Origin of the sequence: Amaricoccus sp. W119, from assembly GCF_047275745.1 — a bacterium.
GTDB lineage: Bacteria > Pseudomonadota > Alphaproteobacteria > Rhodobacterales > Rhodobacteraceae > Amaricoccus.
Genome location: NZ_JBKQWU010000020.1, coordinates 24,314 through 40,176, shown reverse-complemented (window position 1 = coordinate 40,176; position 15,863 = coordinate 24,314). Strand labels below are relative to the sequence as shown.

The window sequence follows — 15,863 nt, the reverse complement described above, 5'->3', positions numbered from 1 at the left end:
GGCCGCGGCCGAGGGCGAGAAGACCGTAACCCTTTGACGAGAGGACCCACGATGTCGATCACGCCCGAGCTCAAGCAGCAGCTCATCAACGACTACGCCACCAAGGCCGGCGACACCGGTTCGCCCGATGTCCAGATCGCGATCCTGACGAGCCGGATCACCACGCTGACCGAGCATTTCAAGACGCACAAGAAGGACAACCATTCGCGCCGCGGGCTGCTGAAGCTCGTCTCGCAGCGCCGCAAGCTGCTCGACTACGTCAAGCGCAAGGACGAGTCGCGCTATCAGTCGCTGATCGGCCGTCTCGGCATCCGCCGCTAGGACGCGAGCCGGGACCCGGAGCCGCACAGCCGGACCAAGCCTTCATCGAGACGCCCGGGCCTTCGCCGCGGGCGTCTTTCATTGCGCCGGACCTCCCGGCGTGGCGAGGCGTTGTCCGACAACGGTCAGCGATCGTGCATCCCCTTGCCGTCCAGGATGCGCGGGACGGCCTTCTCGATGCGCCGCGCCCGCGTCTCCGACTGTTTCGCCTGCGAGAAGTTCAGCGCCCAGCCGCGGCGCCGGCCGGGCGTCAGCGCCTCGAACGCCGCCCGGAACGCCGCGTCCCCGTCGAGCCGTTCAAGCAGTTCCGGCGGATAGTCGGGGTCGCCGCCCGGCGGCTCGACCCGGCGACCTTTGGTCTGGAGCCGGATCGCCTCGGTGAGATAATCGCCGAGGATCGCCGCCGCCTTCCCGATCTCCCCGACGCTGGTGAAATTCGCGGTCCGCATCGATCGCGAGTTCTCGCCATGCGCGGCCAGAATGCCCTCGGCGTCGTCGAGCAGCGCGCCCTTGAAGAAACCGAGCGCCGCGCGATCCCTGAACCGCCAGACGATCGCCACATTGCCGCCGTCATGGGTATAGACGGGCGAGGACCATTTGAAATCCTCGATCAGCGGCGTGCCGCGCAGGACCTGCCGGAGCGCGGCCAGTTCGTCGCGCCATCCGTCGCGGGCATAGAAGGCCTCGACCCTGGCTTTCGCGCTGGTCATCGTTCCGCTCCTGTCCCCCGGCCCACCTGATCCCGGCATCCGATCCCGGCCGATCCGATCCCTGCCCGAGAGTGACGCGATGCTTCCCGCCTGTCCATTCGGAAGCATTGCCGGGCCCGCCCGCGGCGGCTTCCGCCGCTACTTCCCACCCTCCCGATTTTCCTGTATTGGCGCGCAATCTGAGACGTGAGGCCCGGCCCGGGGGCGAGGCAAGGATCGGAGCGGCGGCAATGGGGCCGCCATTTGACACGGGGCGACCGGAAGGCCGGTGCGTCCCCAGAGGAAACCGTATGTTCAACGAAGTGAAGAAAACGATCGAGTGGGGCCATGACACGCTCACGCTCGAAACGGGCAAGGTCGCCCGTCAGGCCGACGCGGCCGTGGTCGCCACCTATGGCGAGACGAGCGTTCTCGCCACGGTGGTCTTCGAGAAGAAGTCCAAGCCCGGCCAGGATTTCTTCCCGCTCACCGTCCACTACCAGGAAAAATACTACGCGGCCGGCAAGATCCCCGGCGGCTTCTTCAAGCGCGAGGCCCGGCCCTCGGAGAAGGAGACGCTGACCTCGCGCCTGATCGACCGTCCGATCCGCCCGCTCTTCGTCGAGGGCTTCAAGAACGAGGTCCAGGTCATCGTGACGGTCCTCTCCTATGACATGGAGAACGACCCGGACGTCGTCGGCATGATCGCCGCCTCCGCCGCGCTCACCCTCTCGGGCGCGCCCTTCCTCGGCCCGATCGGCGCCGCGCGCGTCGGCTTCGTCGATGGTTCCTATGTGCTGAACCCGGCCGTCGACGACATGGAGAAGCTGCGCGACAATCCCGAGCAGCGGCTCGACCTCATCGTCGCCGGCACCAAGGACGCGGTGATGATGGTCGAATCGGAGGCCTATGAGCTCTCCGAGGCGGAAATGCTCGGCGCGGTGAAATTCGGCCACGAGCAGATGCGGCCGGTGATCGACCTCATCATCTCGCTGGCCGAGGACGCCGCGAAGGAGCCCTTCGACTTCCAGCCCGCCGACACGGGCGCGCTCTACGAGAAGGCCCGGGCCGTCGGCGGCGACGCGATGCGCGCCGCCTTCCAGGTGCGCGACAAGCAGGAGCGCCAGGCCGCCGTCAAGGCCGCGAAGGAGCAGATCCTCGAAGGCCTCTCGGAAGAGGAGCGCGACGACCAGGGTCTCGACTCGGTCATCAAGAAGCTCGAGTCGGATGTGGTCCGCTCGGACATCCTCGATGCCGGTCGCCGCATCGACGGGCGCGACCTCGGCACCGTCCGCCCGATCGTGGCCGAGGTCGGCTTCCTGCCGCGCACCCACGGCTCCTCGCTCTTCACCCGCGGCGAGACCCAGGCGGTTGTCGTCACCACGCTCGGCACCGGCGACGACGAGCAGATCATCGACTCGCTGCATGGCAACGGCCGGTCGAACTTCCTGCTGCACTACAACTTCCCGCCGTATTCGGTGGGTGAGACCGGCCGCATGGGCTCGCCCGGGCGTCGCGAGATCGGCCATGGCAAGCTCGCCTGGCGCGCGCTGCAGGCAGTGCTGCCGGCGGCGACCGACTTCCCCTACACCATCCGCGTGGTCTCCGAGATCACCGAGTCGAACGGCTCCTCCTCGATGGCCTCCGTCTGCGGCGGTTCGCTCTCGATGATGGACGCGGGCGTGCCCTTGAAGGCGCCGGTCGCGGGCGTCGCAATGGGCCTGATCCTCGAAGGCGACAAGTACGCGGTCATCACCGATATCCTGGGCGACGAGGACCACCTCGGCGACATGGACTTCAAGGTCGCGGGCACGGCGAACGGCATCACTTCGCTCCAGATGGACATCAAGGTCGCGGGCATCACGCCCGAGATCATGGAGAAGGCGCTGGCACAGGCCAAGGACGGCCGGATGCACATCCTCGGCGAGATGGGCAAGGCCCTGACCGCCGGCCGCGCGGAATTCTCCGCCCATGCGCCGCGCATCGAGACGATGCAGATCGCGACCGACAAGATCCGCGAAGTGATCGGCTCGGGCGGCAAGGTCATCCGCTCGATCGTCGAGGAATCCGGCGCCAAGGTCGATATCAACGACGATGGCGTCATCAAGATCGCCTCGGCCAACGCGGAAGCGATCGAGAAGGCTCGCGAGCTCATCTCCGCGATCGTGGACGAGCCCGAGGTCGGCCGGGTCTACACCGGCAAGGTCGTGAAGATCATGGACTTCGGCGCCTTCGTGAACTTCTTCGGCAAGCGCGACGGCCTCGTGCACGTCAGCCAGCTCTCCAACGAGCGGGTGAGCCATCCGAAGGACGTGGTGCAGGAGGGCCAGTCGGTGAAGGTGAAGCTGATGGGCTTCGACGACCGCGGCAAGGTCCGCCTGTCGATGAAGGCCGTGGACCAGACCACCGGCGAGGAACTCAAGGAAGACGCCTGACCGGTTCTTCCCGGAACACCCGGGAGCATACCGCTGTCGAGACCCCGCCGCGCGCGACGCGGCGGGGTCTTTTCATCTCGCCCCCCCGGCCGCGCCGAGGCGCCGCCAGCGACCGAGCCCGGCCCGGTAGAGTCCCGCGGCGGAGACCGGTTCGCTGCTCCGGCCGAGCAGGCTCCGGTCCCGTGCCCGCATCGCGCCGATCAGCTCGCCGAGCTGGCGGTACTGCCGCGATCCGTCCGAATAGCCGCCGGTCGCGAGCGCGTAGGCGATCTTCCGGCCGAGGTCGGAGGTGAACTTGAAATGCAGGATGGCGAGCATGTCCGGGCTGCTCGGTCCGGGCACGATCCGGTGCGCGCCCTCCCAGCGCGTCCCGGCGCGCCAGCGCATCAGGGGGATCTTGCCGATGTTGTTGGCCTTGAGGAACCGCTCGATCCCGAGCCGCCCGGCCAGCCGCCGGCGCTTCGTCGCTCCCGGCCGGATACCATTCTCCGCGAAGAGCCGCGCGCGCGCCCCGCGATAGATCCAGAGAGGTTTCGTCACGCCAGGCAGGCGCAGCGCATGCGGCACGGCGTCGAAATACCACGGGCCCTCGGGATCGAACGGCGCCTCCGAGGTCAGTTCCGCCACGCTGGCCGGATACGGCTCGACCATCACGCCCCCGATCGAGTCGCCCCCCTCCGCCTCCAGCCGCGCGATGACCGAGGCGACGGTCTCGCCGGGCGGCGGGACCAGGAACTCGTCCGCGTCGGCGAAGATCGCCCATCGGTCGCGGCAGAACCGGTCCATCATCTCCTGCCGCCAGGCATAGACCGCCCTGCGCCCGTCCACCGTCTCGAAGAACCGGACCGGCGCCTCCAGCACGAGGCAGTCGGGCTGGAGGGCGAGGAAATCCGCCGTGCCATCGGTCGAGGCGTCGTCGAGGATCACGAAACGCCTGACCCCGATCCGCCGGTAATGCGCGAGAAAGGCGGGGAGAAAGTACATCTCGTTGTGGACGATCGCGCAGAGCGACAGCCCGTCATCCTCGCGCCCGGTGCTCCGGATCGACAGGTGCATCGCTCAGCCGAGCAGTCGCAGCTTCAGTTGCTCGACCACACGCGAGAGCCCGTGGCGGTTCGCATAATCGGGTTCCACGAAGGTCGAGATGATCCAGTCGAGATGCTCCTTCGGCACCGGACCGGGCGTGAGCTCGAACCGCGCCATGCGGCCAGTCAGCTCGACCGGCGGGCTGAGACGCTCCACCGTCTTGTAGCGGTCGCGCGTGTCGTAATCGTCGAAGAGCACCGTCACCGGCTTTTCGATCTTCATCGCCACCGCGGCGAAACAGGCGGGCCGGAACCGGCCGTCGATCAGCACGACATCGGGATGGCGGAAACCCGGATCGCTCCAGACCGCGAGCGGATAGTCGGGAAACTTCGGCGCCGCGCTCCGCGAGGTCGGCGCGCCCCATTTATGCGTCGGCCCGATGTCCACGTGCCGGACCACCACGCTCTCGGCCCGCTTCATCCCCGCCACATGCGTCGCGATCATCGCGGCCCAGGCGGCGTCGCTCTCGACCGAGGTCACCGTCTTGCCGGGCATGCCCGCCGCCAGCACCGTCGAGCCGCCGCTGCCGTATTCGAGGATCACATCCGCCTTCGCGTATTGCTCCCGCAGCAGGGCCGCCTCGGCCTCGGGCAAGGTCAGGACAGGGCCGCCTGTGCTTTCCGTCATCTCTCGCGCCTTTTCATCCGCTCGCCGAATCCACGCGCGGTGATTACCGCGGCTCGCGCCCGGCCACCAGCCACGGGTTCGCGCCCGGCCGGTTCGCGCTGTCCGTCGCCTCCCGCCATCTTCCCGCTCAGATCGCCGGGCCCAGCAGGGCCTGAAGCCGGCGGCGGATCGGTCCGCCGCGCTTGGAGGGATGAAAGCGGTTCGCATGCAGGATCACCGGCGGGGGCTGGCGCGACAGGAAGCGATCGACCCAGGTATAGCGGCGGGTGTTGAACCGCGGCGGCAGCACCGCGACCCTGAGATCCGTGGCCCAGAGCACCCGGCGGAACGAGATCTGGTCGGCGACGAAGCCCGCCCGGTGATATTCGTCGCGCCAGGCGGTGAAGAAGGCGAGCACTTCCGGCGACGAGCGGTAGAGCAGGACGCCGCCGTTGTGCTCCGGGAAGGACGACGGCACCGGATCGTACTCCCGCGGGTTCAGCACGCGCTCGGTATCGCGCACGCGATGCGCCGCGGCGACGGGAAAACGGTCGAGCAGACGGAAGAGCTCGCCGAGATCGCCCAGCACCCGCGTGTCGGTGTCGAGATAGAGCGTCTCGGCGAAGGGCGTGCGCGGCAGATAGTCGATCTTCGATCGGACGTGCGCCCCCGCGACCGGCTCCACGATGTCGAACTCCGGCCCGACATCGGCGGAATCGGCGAAGATCGCGAGGCCGAGCTTCGGATTGGTCCGCCGGACGGAGGCGGCGGAGGCGCGCGCCGCCTCGATATGCGCCGCGCCGGTCGCGACATAGACGACACCGGGACCATGGACGCGCGGCGCATCGCCCCCCCGCGCATCACTCCCCGGATCACCGGCCTCCACCCCGCTCACGGCGCGTCCCGTTTCACGATGCCGTTCGGCGTCCAGAAGCGGCCGGATTTCCGGATCTCGGCGATCATCGCCTTGTGCCGGCGAATCCTCTCGGGGTCGGCGTAGCCGCGCGGATGGTCGAGATGCACCAGCGGCGCGGTAAAGCGCAGATGCCGTCCCTCGGTGCCGGAATTGATCAGCCGCACGCCGAACTCCTTGTCCCCGCCGCCATATTTGATGCCCTCGTCATAGCCGTTCACGCGGAGAATATCCTCCCGGAAGGCGGAGGCGTTGGCGCCGCAGAGCGCCTTCTGGACCGGCGACGTGATCTCGAAGAGGTTCATGACCGGTTTCGGCAGCGGCGCGGTCTTGAGCCAGGTCCCCACCCGGTCGATGGCCCGGTTCTCGCGCAGCCAGCCGCGGTCGAAGACGCGGCCCGAGGTGACCATCTCCTCGGTGACCGAGGCCGTCGCCTCGGCGTCTAGCCGGATCAGGCTGCCGGTCGAGAAGCGCCGCGGCCGGGCCAGTTCCAGGTGCCGGGCGATGAAACAGGGATGGATCAGCACGTCCCCGTCTATGAAGACGAGAAACTCCGCCTCCGAACTCTCGATCGCCTTGTTGAGAATGGCGTTCTTCTCGAACCCCCGGTCCTCGTGCCAGACATGGCGCACCGGGACCTCCGGATGGCGGGCCGCATAGTCCGCCACCGCCGCCGCCGTCTCCGGCCCCGAGCCGTCATCGGCCACGCAGATCGACCAGGGCCGCGCATCCTGCCGCGCGACCGAGGCGAGGCAGAGCATCAGCGGGCCGACGCTGTTGTAGGTGGAGAGGATCAGTTCCGTTCGCACCGTCACGCCTCCGCCGCCGCGTCGAGCCGGGCGAGATAATCGACCGCCGCGCGGTCCTCGACCTCCTCGGCCTCGATCGCCTCGACGGTCCGGCGCACCTTGCGTTCGTATTCGGGCGATTTCGCGATCAGGTTCGGCCCCCGGCCGATCTTCTCGTCCAGCTCCCGCCGGGACCGGGCGTAATAGTGGTTGAGCTGGAGGTGATCGGCCGAATAGAAACCCGGCTTCTCCCGCTCGGCCCCGCGCGCCACATCGCCGCGATCGTTGCAGGTCGCCTCCGACCCGTCGGTCTCCATCGAATGCACGCGAAGCGCGGTCAGATGGCAGGGATCGACGATGCATTTGAACTGCCGGATGCCGCGGCGGTCGCTCATCGGGTCGGCCGCGCGGCGCAGGTAGTTCGCGATCACCCCACCCTCGGGTGGCGCATCGTGGTCGTTGTGACCGAACATGTGCCAGGGCAGCGACACGTTGCGCGCCTCCCCGAGATGGGCGAGCGCCTCGGGCAGGGTCGCCGCGCGTTTCGGAATCAGGAACTCGTCCACGTCGATGAAGGCCATCCAGCGGAAGGCGCCGCCGAAATTGCTCGCGGCATGGGCGTAGGCCAGCACCTGATTATGGATCTCCCGACCCATCCGCGCATCCGAGAAGACCTGGTTCCACGGCACGATCGTGAGCGCCTCGGGCGGCAGCGTCTCGCGCAGGATCGGCAGCGTCGCATCGGTACAGCCGTTGTCATAGACGAGAAAGCGCCGGACCCCGGCCCTGTGGTGGAACCGGGCCCATTCGCCGATGTGGCGAGCCTCGTTCCGGACGATCAGGGTGATCGCGAGGCCGCTCCGGTCCGGCTCCGGTTTCGGTGGCCGGATGCCGATCTTGCTGATCTTGCCGAACATCGGCAGCTTCCAGAACATCCCTCGCGCCCCGCGCTGACCCCTTCCGGCGGTCCTAGCCCATCCGACCGGCCGCGGGAAGTCAACGGCGGAGCCCCCCGGGTCCGGCCCCCGCGGGGCCGCGCCACGAGCACGGCCCCCTGGTCGGCCAACCCGGCGTTGCGCGCCTCCGCGGGCCCGCCTAATACTTGGTGAAAATCGGGAGGGCCACGCATGCGCATGGGTGTCGACTACGGCGGGACGAAGATCGAGGGCATCCTGCTCGACGCGGATGGTTCCGAACGCGCCCGTGCCCGGGTTCCCACACCCCGCTTCGATTACGACGGCGGCGTCGCGGCGATCAAATCCCTGATGGAGAAGCTCGAATCGGAGACCGGCGCGCGGGTCGGAAGCGTCGGGATCGGCGTTCCCGGCTCGGTCGATCGCGCGACGGGCTATGTCAGCATGGGCAATTCGGTCTGGCTTCACGGGCGCGACCTCAGGGGCGATCTCGCCCAGGCACTGGAGCGGCCGGTCAAGATCGCGAACGATGCGAACTGCTTCGCGCTTTCCGAAGCCGTCGATGGCGGCGGCGCCGGGGCGCAGGTGGTCTTCGGCGTCATCCTCGGCACGGGTGTCGGCGGCGGCCTCGTGGTGAACGGGGCACTGGTCGAGGGCGTGAACGCGATCGCGGGCGAATGCGGCCATATCCCGCTCCCCGCGCCGCTCGACGACGAGCGGCCGGGGCCGGTCTGCTCCTGCGGCGTGCCGGGGCATATCGAATCCTGGCTGTCGGGTCCGAGCTTCGCGGCGGATTTCGCCCGCCGGGCCGGCCTGCCCGTCGAGTCGGGGCCGAAACCCGCCGAGATCCTGGCGCTGGCCGAGGAGGGCGACTCGGTCGCCGAGGAGACGCTGCTGCGCTTCGAGGACCGGCTCGGCCGGGCGCTCGCCTGCATCATCAACGTGATCGATCCGGACGTGATCGTGCTCGGCGGCGGGCTCTCGAACGTGGAACGCTTCTACCGCACCGTCCCGCCCCGGATCGAGGCGCATGTCTTCGGCGACAAGTTCTTCACCAGGCTCACGCGCAACGTCCATGGCGACAGTTCGGGCGTGCGCGGCGCGGCCTGGCTCTAACGCTTCGCCCGCGCCTGCCGGACCAGGACGACCGCCCCGCTCGCAATGATCACGATCGCGCCCAGCCAGGTCGGCGCGTCGGGGATCTCGTTCCAGATCAGCCATCCGAACCCCGTCGCCCAGAGGAGCGCGGTGTAGTCGAGCGGCGCGACCACGACCGCCGGGGCGAGTCGGAAGGCCTGCGTCATCATCGTCATGCCGGCGGAGCCGAAGCAGGCGATCGCGGCGAAGAGCCAGAGATCCTCGCCCCGCACGGGGACCCAGACGAACGGCACGATCAAGGCGCTCAGGAGCCCGCTGGCACCGGTCAGGTAGAGGAGCAGGGTCCAGACGCTCTCACGGGGATCGACCAGCCGGGCGCTCAGCATGAGCAACGCATAGACGAAGGCGGTCGCGATGGGGAGCAGCGAAGCGGGGTCGAAAGTGGCGGTGCCCGGGCGCACGATGATCAGCGTGCCGATGAACCCGCCGAGGACCGCCAGCCAGCGCCAGCGGCCGACATGCTCGCCCAGAAAGAGCGCCGAGATCGCCGTGATGATGAGCGGCGCCACGAAGACGAGCGCGGTCGCCTCGGCGAGGCCGAGATGCCGGATGCTGGTGAAGAACAGGACCGTCGCACCGATCCAGAGGGCGCCGCGCAGCAGATGCGCCATCGGCCGGCGGGAGCCGAGCGCCGCCGCCCCGCCCATCCGCCAGGCCATCAGGACCGCGAAAGGCAGGGTGATCATGTTGCGCAGGAACAGGATCTGCAGCGGCGAATAGCCCGCCGTCAGCACCTTGGCGATGGCGTCGTTCACGCTGAGGCAGGCCACGCCCACGCACATCATCACGATGCCCGCGCCCGCGCGATGATGATGGGTCTCGTTCACCGGTCTCCTCCACCCGCGCGCAGTCAGTCGTCCATCACCAGCAGATCAGCGCTCGCGAAGCTGACCGGCACGAGGGCGCCCACCGCGGGCGGCTGCGCCGCGGCGTTGTTGAAGACATCGAGCGACACGAGATCCTGCCCCAGCGCACCCTTGATCCGGATGACCGAGCCGAGAAAGCTCACCTCGCGGACCGGAACATCGAGGGTGACGTCGTTGCCCTCGCGCGGGCCGAGCGCCACCGCCTCGGGCCGGATCGCGAGCGCGATGTCGCGCCCCTCCGGTCCCGCGATCGGACGGCCGAGCACCATCCGCTCCTCCCCGATCGCGACCGTGCCGCTCGCCGGGTCGATCAGCTGCCCGGCGAGCGTGTTGAGGTTGCCGACGAAGGTCGCCACGAAACGGGTCGCGGGCTTGCCGTAGATCTCGAAGGGCGGCCCGACCTGCTCGGCCACGCCGGCGTTCATGACCGCGATCCGGTCCGACATCGAGAGCGCCTCCTCCTGATCGTGCGTCACATAGATGGTGGTGATGCCGAGCGCCCGCTGGATCGCCCGGATCTCCTCGCGGAGCGACACGCGGATCTTGGCGTCGAGCGCGGAGAGCGGCTCGTCGAGCAGGAGCACCTTCGGCCGCGCCGCGAGCGCGCGGGCGAGCGCCACGCGCTGCTGCTGGCCGCCGGAGAGCTGGAACGGATAGCGCTGGCCGAGATCGGGCAAGCCGATCAGCCGCAGCATCTCCGTCACCCGGTCGCCGATCTCGGCCTTCGGCCGGCCCGCGACCTTCATCCCGAAGCCCACGTTCTGCGCCACGGTCATGTTCGGGAACAGCGCGTAGGACTGGAAGACCATGCCTATATCGCGGGCATTGGGCTTCAGGCGCGAAACGTCCCTGCCATCGATGCGGATGGTCCCGGCGCTCGGTTCCTCGAACCCCGCGACCATCCGGAGCGTCGTGGTCTTGCCGCAGCCCGACGGGCCGAGGAAGGAGATGAATTCGCCCTGCTCGACGTGGAGGGTGAAATCCTTCACCACCTCGTTCGCGCCGTAGAACTTGCGGAGGTTTTCCAGATCCAGGAATGCCATGGCCTATCGCATCTCCCTCGTGGCGTTGGAGAAACGGGTCACCAGCTGGATGAGCCCCATGCAGGCCCAGGTGACGGCGAAGGAGATCACGGCGAGCGCCGCCGGCTCATAGGCACGGTTCGCACCGATGAGCTGCATGTAGGGGCCGAAGGCCGGCCGGTTCAGGAGCGACGCGAGGACGAATTCGCCGATCACGATCGCGAAGGTGAGAAAGGCGCCCGACAGCACGGCGACCAGCACGTTCGGCAGGATGATCCTGGTCAGGATCGTGACCCAGCCCGCGCCGAGGCTCTGCGCCGCCTCGGTCAAGGTCTGCACGTCGATCGCCCGGAGCCCGGTATCGACCGCGCGATACATGTAGGGCAGCGACAACACGGTATAGCCCGCGACCATCAGCGCGTCGGTGCCGAGCGTCGATCCGGTCAGGGGCAGGAAGGACGAGGTGTTGTAGAGCCGGATATAGCCGAAGACGATGACGATCGGCGGCACGACGAGCGGCAGCAACGTCACGAATTCGATGACCGGCCGCCAGCGCGGCATCCTGAGCCGCACCCAATAGGCGGTGGGCACCGTGAGGCAGGTCGAGACGATGATCGTGATGACCGCGAGCGTCACCGAATAGGAGAAGGTCCGGCGAAACTGCGGATCGCCGAGAACGACATGATAGGCGTCGAGCGAATATTCGCCCCGCCGCATCCGGAGCGAGAACTCCGCCATGCCGATCAGCGGCAGCGCGAAATAGACCAGCCCGAAGATCAGCGCGGCCCAGGCCCAGAAACGGTTGCTCTTCATCGGACCCATTTCTCCGAGCGGACGCGCATCCACATGTAGATCGCGTTCGCGACCCCGGTGACGAAGATCATCCCGAAGGCCAGGGCGTAGCCGAGATGCGGATCGCCGAGCACGTCGCCCCGGATCTGCGCGAAGAGCAGGATCGGCACGATCGAGAGCGAGGAACCGGTCAGCGCGTATGCCGTGGCCACCGCGCCGAACGCATTGGCGAAGAGCAGTGCCAGCGTGCCGAGCAACGTCGGCCAGAGGATCGGCAGCGCCACCATGCGCCAGTACTGGAGCCGTGTCGCGCCGAGGATCTGCGCCGCCTCGGACCATTCGCGCTTCAGCCCGTCGAGCGCCGGGGTGACGATCAGGATCATGAGCGGGATCTGGAAGAAGAGATAGGTGAGCGTCAGCCCCATGAAGCTCAGGAGGTTGAACCCGGTCGCATAGAGGTTGAAGCCGAACCACTCGCGGAGCAGCACCGTGACGAGCCCGACCCGGCCGAGCGTCGCGAGAAAGGCGAAGGCGAGGGGCACACCCGCGAAGTTGGAGGCGACGCCCGCGAAGGTCAGGAGCGGCGAGCGCGCGCCGTTCGGCAGCTTCCCGACCGTGATCGCCGCCGCCATCGCGAAGCCGATCAGACAGCCGAGCAGCGCCGACCAGAAGCTGACGCGGATCGAGATCCAGAAGGCGGCGAGGATCGAAGGCGTGAAGAGCCCCCGGATATTCGCGAGCGTGAAGGAGCCATCCGGCGCGCGGAAGGCGCCGACGACGATGAACATCGTCGGCAGGATCAGGAACAGGAAGGCGAAGAGCGCGAAGGGCACGAGGCCGATCCAGGCCCAGGACATCGAACGCCTGACGGGAGGGCCTCCGCCGGAACTCTCGCCGGACCCCACCGGCGGGCCGACGGGAGATCCGGCGGGAGATCCGCTGGAAGATCCGGGTGAGGCCGCCTGGCTCTCGCTCATCGCTGTCCTTCGTTTCGGTCGCCTGTCGCGGTCCGGTTCACGGCCGCCGGTTCACGGCCCGGCGGCGAAGCCGGGCCGGCCCGGTCACTGCACGTTCGCGCCGACGACCTGATCCCAGCCGCCCGTGACGGTGCCCTTCATCGCTTCCTGCTCCTCGATGGTCGGGAAGACCGCGGCCTCGTAGGCTTCCGCCGCCGGCAGCTTGTCGAGCAGCTCCTGGGGGATCACCTCGCGTTCGACCATGTCGTTGAACCGGATCGGATGGCAGTAGCCGCCGAGCCAGGCAAGCTGGCCCTCGTCGCTGTAGAGATACTCCATCCAGAGCTTCGCCGCGTTCGGATGCGGCGCATAGGCCGAGATCCCCTGCACGTAGACGCCGGCGACGACGCCGGATTTCGGGATCACCACCTCGACCGGCGGGTTGCCCGCCAGCGTGTCGCGGCCGGAGAGCGCGTTGTAGTCCCACCAGATCACGACCGGGGTCGCGCCCTGGGCGATCGTGCCGGCCTTGCCGATCACGGGGACGAAATTGCCCGCCTTGTTCATCTCCGCGAAATAGTCGAGGCCCTTCTGACCCGCCTCCTCACCCGCCGCGCCGCCCTGGGCGAGGCCGGCGGCGTAGACACCGAGGATGGCCTGGTTCGAGGCCCGCGGATCACCCGAGAGCGCCACCGCGTTGGCGAATTCGGGCTTCAGGAGGTCGGACCAGTCCGTCGGCATCTCGGTGACGAGATCCGCGTTCACCGCGAAGCTCAGCACACCGTAATAGTCGCCGTACCAGTAGCCCTCGGGGTCCTTCACGTTCTCCGGGATCGTGTCCCAGGTCGAGACCTTGTAGGGCATGAGCAGCCCCTCGGCCTTCGCCGCCGGGCCGAAGGAGAAACCGACATCGATCACGTCGGGCGCCTGCGGACCCTTGTTGTCCTTGTTTGCCCGGATCGCCTCGAGCTCGTCGGCGGAGCCCGCGTCCGGGTTCAGCTCGTTGATCGAGATGCCGTACTTCGCCTTGAAGCCGTCGAGCGCGGCGCCGTAATTGCACCAGTCGCGCGGCAGGGCGATGGTCGTGAGCTGTCCCTCGGCCTTGGCGGCGGCGATCAGCTCCTCGCTCGGCTCCGCGATCGCCGGCTGAACCGCCGCGAGCCCGGCGAAGGCCAGACCGGCCAGAGCCGTGGTGGACTTGCAATGTCGCATCGAAAACCTCTCCTTGAGCCTGAGACGGCATGGCCGCCGGGCCGGAACACCGCGGCGCCCGCGCCACGACCCGGGAAGTTAACGGGGAATTTCGACGTTCTGACAACAGAAATTGACCTGCCGATCAAGAATCCGGCCGCTACCAATGGACGCGCGCGGAATTGTCAGACGAGCACCGGCTGCGCGGTCTGCGCCCCGACGCCGAAAACCCGCTTGTACCGCTCGACCTGATCCGCCGGCCCCATCGCCTTCGCCGGATTGTCGGAAAGCTTGACCGTCGGCTTGCCGTTCGCGCTCACCGCCTTGCAGACCAGGCTGAACGGCGCGAGGGAATCATTCGGCGCGAGACCGCGGAAGTCGTTGGTGAGCAGGGTTCCCCAGCCGAAACCGATCTTCACCCGGCCATGGAAGCGCGCGTAGAGCTGCTCGATCCGGTCCACGTCGAGGCCGTCGGAGAAGATGACGAGCTTCTGTCGCGGGTCCTGACCGCGCGATTCCCACCAGTCGATCGCGGTCTCGGCGCCCGTCTCGGGATCGCCGGAGTCGATCCGGATGCCGGTCCAGGACGAGAGCCAGTCCGGGGCGCGCTTCAGGAAACCCGCCGTGCCGTAGGTGTCGGGCAGGATCACCCGCAGATTGCCGTCATAATCCTCGTGCCATTGCTCCAGCACGTTGTAGGGCGCCTCCGCCAGTTCCGCGTCATTCTCCGCGAGCGCGGCGAAGACCATCGGCAGTTCATGGGCGTTGGTGCCGATCGCCTCGATGTCGCGGCGCATGGCGATGAGGCAGTTCGAAGAGCCCTGGAAATTCTCGCCCAGCCCCTCGATCATCGCCGCCACGCACCAGTCCTGCCAGAGGAAGGAATGCCGCCGCCGGGTGCCGAAGTCGGAGATCCTGAGATCTGGCAGCTTGCGGAGCCGCTCGATCTTCTCCCAGACGCGGGTCATCGCCCTCGCATAGAGCACCTGAAGCTCGAACCGTCCCATCTCCTTCAGGACGGCGCGCGAGCGCAGTTCCATCAGGATGGCGAGCGCGGGGATCTCCCACATCATCACCTCGGGCCAGGAGCCTTCGAAGGTCAGTTCGTACTGGTCGCCCCGGCGCTCCAGGCGATATTCCGGCATCTGGAATTCTTCGAGCCAGGCCATGAAGTCGGGGCCGAACATCCAGCGCTTGCCGTAGAAGGTGTTGCCGCGCAGCCAGGTCGACTCGCCGCGGGAGAGCCGCAGGCCGCGGATATGATCGAGTTGCGAGCGCAATTCGCCCTCGTCGATCAGCTTCGCGAGCGGGACCGAGGCGGAGCGGTTGATGAGGCTGAACTTGACCCGCACATCCGCGTGGCGCCGGAACACCGTCTGCAGCATCAGGAGCTTGTAGAAATCGGTGTCGAGCATCGAGCGCACGACCGGATCGATCCGCCAGGCGTGATCGTAGACGCGGGTTGCGATATCGACCATGCGCCTACTCCGCCATTTCCGCCGCGGCGCGGATCTCGACCCCCGCGGCGCGCATCTCGCCCATCATCCGCGCGAGCGATCCGTCGAGGTCGATCGCCCGGCAGGCATCCTCGACCAGCACCACCCGGAAGCCGAGCCTCGCCGCGTCGAGCGCGGAGAAGCCGACGCAGAAATCCGTCGCGAGACCGGCGAGCCAGACCTCCTCGACGCCCCGGTCGGCGAGATAGCCGCTGAGCCCGGTCGCCGTCTTCCGGTCGTTCTCGAAAAAGGCCGAATAGCTGTCGATCTCCGGATTGGCGCCCTTGCGGATCACCACATCGGCCGCGTCGAGCGCGAGGTCGGGGTGAAAGCCCGCGCCGGGGGAGCCCTGGACGCAATGCGTCGGCCAGAGCACCTGGGTGCCATAGGGCATCTCGGTCGTGGAGAAGGGCTCGGCGCCCGGATGGTTCGCGGCGAAGGACAGGTGGCCGGCCGGATGCCAGTCCTGCGTCAGGACGACCGTGCCGAAGCCTGGCGCGAGGCGGTTGATCGGTGCGACCACCGCGTCGCCGCCGGAGACTGCGAGCGCGCCGCCAGGGCAGAAGTCCAGTTGGACATCGACCGCGATCAGCGCGGATCGCGCAGAGGGCTGAGCCATCGGCCAGGGTT

General features: G+C 68.1%; 16 protein-coding genes. 3 read left to right on the top strand and 13 right to left on the bottom strand.

Annotated features, from left to right (window positions below; translation table 11 throughout):
- Positions 1–51 precede the first annotated feature (51 nt).
- A complete protein-coding gene (gene rpsO / locus ACLJK8_RS12250; protein ID WP_413150556.1) occupies positions 52–321 on the top strand; it encodes a 30S ribosomal protein S15 in 270 nt (89 codons plus the stop codon).
- A gap of 125 nt (positions 322–446) precedes the next feature.
- Here rpsO and ACLJK8_RS12245 read toward each other — a convergent pair whose 3' ends face one another.
- Positions 447–1,031, bottom strand: coding sequence for a YdeI/OmpD-associated family protein (locus ACLJK8_RS12245; RefSeq protein WP_413150555.1), 585 nt, complete (start codon positions 1,029–1,031; stop codon positions 447–449).
- A gap of 290 nt (positions 1,032–1,321) precedes the next feature.
- Here ACLJK8_RS12245 and pnp point away from each other — a divergent pair, with 290 nt between their 5' ends.
- Positions 1,322–3,445 (top strand): polyribonucleotide nucleotidyltransferase, encoded by a 2,124-nt coding sequence (gene pnp / locus ACLJK8_RS12240; RefSeq protein WP_413150554.1) that lies wholly within the window; start codon positions 1,322–1,324, stop codon positions 3,443–3,445.
- A gap of 72 nt (positions 3,446–3,517) precedes the next feature.
- On the opposite strand, the gene ACLJK8_RS12235 is transcribed toward pnp, so the two are convergent.
- The 5 genes from ACLJK8_RS12235 to ACLJK8_RS12215 all read right to left on the bottom strand — a co-directional run bounded on the left by ACLJK8_RS12235 (position 3,518) and on the right by ACLJK8_RS12215 (position 7,773).
- A complete protein-coding gene (locus ACLJK8_RS12235; protein ID WP_413150553.1) occupies positions 3,518–4,501 on the bottom strand; it encodes a glycosyltransferase family 2 protein in 984 nt (327 codons plus the stop codon).
- Between the two features lie 3 nt (positions 4,502–4,504).
- A complete protein-coding gene (locus ACLJK8_RS12230) occupies positions 4,505–5,158 on the bottom strand; it encodes a hypothetical protein (protein ID WP_413150552.1) in 654 nt (217 codons plus the stop codon).
- Between the two features lie 127 nt (positions 5,159–5,285).
- Positions 5,286–6,032 carry a putative nucleotide-diphospho-sugar transferase gene (locus ACLJK8_RS12225; RefSeq protein ID WP_413150551.1) on the bottom strand — a complete coding sequence of 249 codons (747 nt, stop codon included), beginning with the start codon at positions 6,030–6,032 and terminating at the stop codon, positions 5,286–5,288.
- Positions 6,029–6,859 carry a glycosyltransferase gene (locus ACLJK8_RS12220; protein ID WP_413150550.1) on the bottom strand — a complete coding sequence of 277 codons (831 nt, stop codon included), beginning with the start codon at positions 6,857–6,859 and terminating at the stop codon, positions 6,029–6,031. Before ACLJK8_RS12220 ends, ACLJK8_RS12225 begins: the two co-directional genes overlap by 4 nt.
- 2 nt (positions 6,860–6,861) lie before the next feature.
- Positions 6,862–7,773 (bottom strand): glycosyltransferase family 92 protein, encoded by a 912-nt coding sequence (locus ACLJK8_RS12215; RefSeq protein WP_413150549.1) that lies wholly within the window; start codon positions 7,771–7,773, stop codon positions 6,862–6,864.
- Between the two features lie 192 nt (positions 7,774–7,965).
- Here ACLJK8_RS12215 and ACLJK8_RS12210 point away from each other — a divergent pair, with 192 nt between their 5' ends.
- Positions 7,966–8,868, top strand: a complete 903-nt coding sequence (locus tag ACLJK8_RS12210; RefSeq protein WP_413150548.1) for an ROK family protein — start codon at positions 7,966–7,968, stop codon at positions 8,866–8,868.
- Here ACLJK8_RS12210 and ACLJK8_RS12205 read toward each other — a convergent pair.
- From ACLJK8_RS12205 to pncA, 7 genes are all read right to left on the bottom strand, one after another.
- Complete coding sequence (locus tag ACLJK8_RS12205) at positions 8,865–9,737, bottom strand: DMT family transporter (RefSeq protein WP_413150547.1); 873 nt, start codon at positions 9,735–9,737, stop codon at positions 8,865–8,867. The two genes, ACLJK8_RS12210 and ACLJK8_RS12205, sit on opposite strands and share 4 nt — an antisense overlap.
- A 23-nt stretch (positions 9,738–9,760) precedes the next feature.
- The gene (locus ACLJK8_RS12200; RefSeq protein ID WP_413150546.1) at positions 9,761–10,819 is read right to left on the bottom strand and encodes an ABC transporter ATP-binding protein; all 1,059 of its coding nucleotides are present in this window, start codon (positions 10,817–10,819) and stop codon (positions 9,761–9,763) included.
- Positions 10,820–10,822: 3 nt separating this feature from the next.
- Entirely contained in the window at positions 10,823–11,611 is a 789-nt protein-coding gene (locus ACLJK8_RS12195) for an ABC transporter permease (RefSeq protein ID WP_413150545.1), read from the bottom strand.
- A complete protein-coding gene (locus ACLJK8_RS12190) occupies positions 11,608–12,447 on the bottom strand; it encodes an ABC transporter permease (RefSeq protein ID WP_413150544.1) in 840 nt (279 codons plus the stop codon). The genes ACLJK8_RS12195 and ACLJK8_RS12190 overlap by 4 nt, the downstream gene beginning before the upstream one ends.
- Before the next feature lie 204 nt (positions 12,448–12,651).
- Positions 12,652–13,758, bottom strand: a complete 1,107-nt coding sequence (locus tag ACLJK8_RS12185; protein WP_413150543.1) for an ABC transporter substrate-binding protein — start codon at positions 13,756–13,758, stop codon at positions 12,652–12,654.
- Positions 13,759–13,922: 164 nt separating this feature from the next.
- Positions 13,923–15,215, bottom strand: a complete 1,293-nt coding sequence (gene pncB, locus ACLJK8_RS12180) for a nicotinate phosphoribosyltransferase (protein WP_413150542.1) — start codon at positions 15,213–15,215, stop codon at positions 13,923–13,925.
- Between the two features lie 4 nt (positions 15,216–15,219).
- Positions 15,220–15,852, bottom strand: a complete 633-nt coding sequence (gene pncA, locus ACLJK8_RS12175) for a bifunctional nicotinamidase/pyrazinamidase (RefSeq protein ID WP_413150541.1) — start codon at positions 15,850–15,852, stop codon at positions 15,220–15,222.
- Between the last annotated feature and the right edge of the window lie 11 nt (positions 15,853–15,863).

Bases quoted from the DNA above. Each gene is read 5' to 3' on its own strand.
- rpsO (WP_413150556.1), top strand. From the start codon at position 52: ATGTCGATCACGCCCGAGCTCAAGCAGCAGCTCATCAACGACTACGCC.
- ACLJK8_RS12245 (WP_413150555.1), bottom strand. From the start codon at position 1,031: ATGACCAGCGCGAAAGCCAGGGTCGAGGCCTTCTATGCCCGCGACGGA.
- pnp (WP_413150554.1), top strand. From the start codon at position 1,322: ATGTTCAACGAAGTGAAGAAAACGATCGAGTGGGGCCATGACACGCTC.
- ACLJK8_RS12235 (WP_413150553.1), bottom strand. From the start codon at position 4,501: ATGCACCTGTCGATCCGGAGCACCGGGCGCGAGGATGACGGGCTGTCG.
- ACLJK8_RS12230 (WP_413150552.1), bottom strand. From the start codon at position 5,158: ATGACGGAAAGCACAGGCGGCCCTGTCCTGACCTTGCCCGAGGCCGAG.
- ACLJK8_RS12215 (WP_413150549.1), bottom strand. From the start codon at position 7,773: ATGTTCTGGAAGCTGCCGATGTTCGGCAAGATCAGCAAGATCGGCATC.
- ACLJK8_RS12210 (WP_413150548.1), top strand. From the start codon at position 7,966: ATGCGCATGGGTGTCGACTACGGCGGGACGAAGATCGAGGGCATCCTG.
- ACLJK8_RS12200 (WP_413150546.1), bottom strand. From the start codon at position 10,819: ATGGCATTCCTGGATCTGGAAAACCTCCGCAAGTTCTACGGCGCGAAC.
- ACLJK8_RS12195 (WP_413150545.1), bottom strand. From the start codon at position 11,611: ATGAAGAGCAACCGTTTCTGGGCCTGGGCCGCGCTGATCTTCGGGCTG.
- ACLJK8_RS12190 (WP_413150544.1), bottom strand. From the start codon at position 12,447: ATGTCCTGGGCCTGGATCGGCCTCGTGCCCTTCGCGCTCTTCGCCTTC.
- ACLJK8_RS12185 (WP_413150543.1), bottom strand. From the start codon at position 13,758: ATGCGACATTGCAAGTCCACCACGGCTCTGGCCGGTCTGGCCTTCGCC.
- pncB (WP_413150542.1), bottom strand. From the start codon at position 15,215: ATGGTCGATATCGCAACCCGCGTCTACGATCACGCCTGGCGGATCGAT.
- pncA (WP_413150541.1), bottom strand. From the start codon at position 15,852: ATGGCTCAGCCCTCTGCGCGATCCGCGCTGATCGCGGTCGATGTCCAA.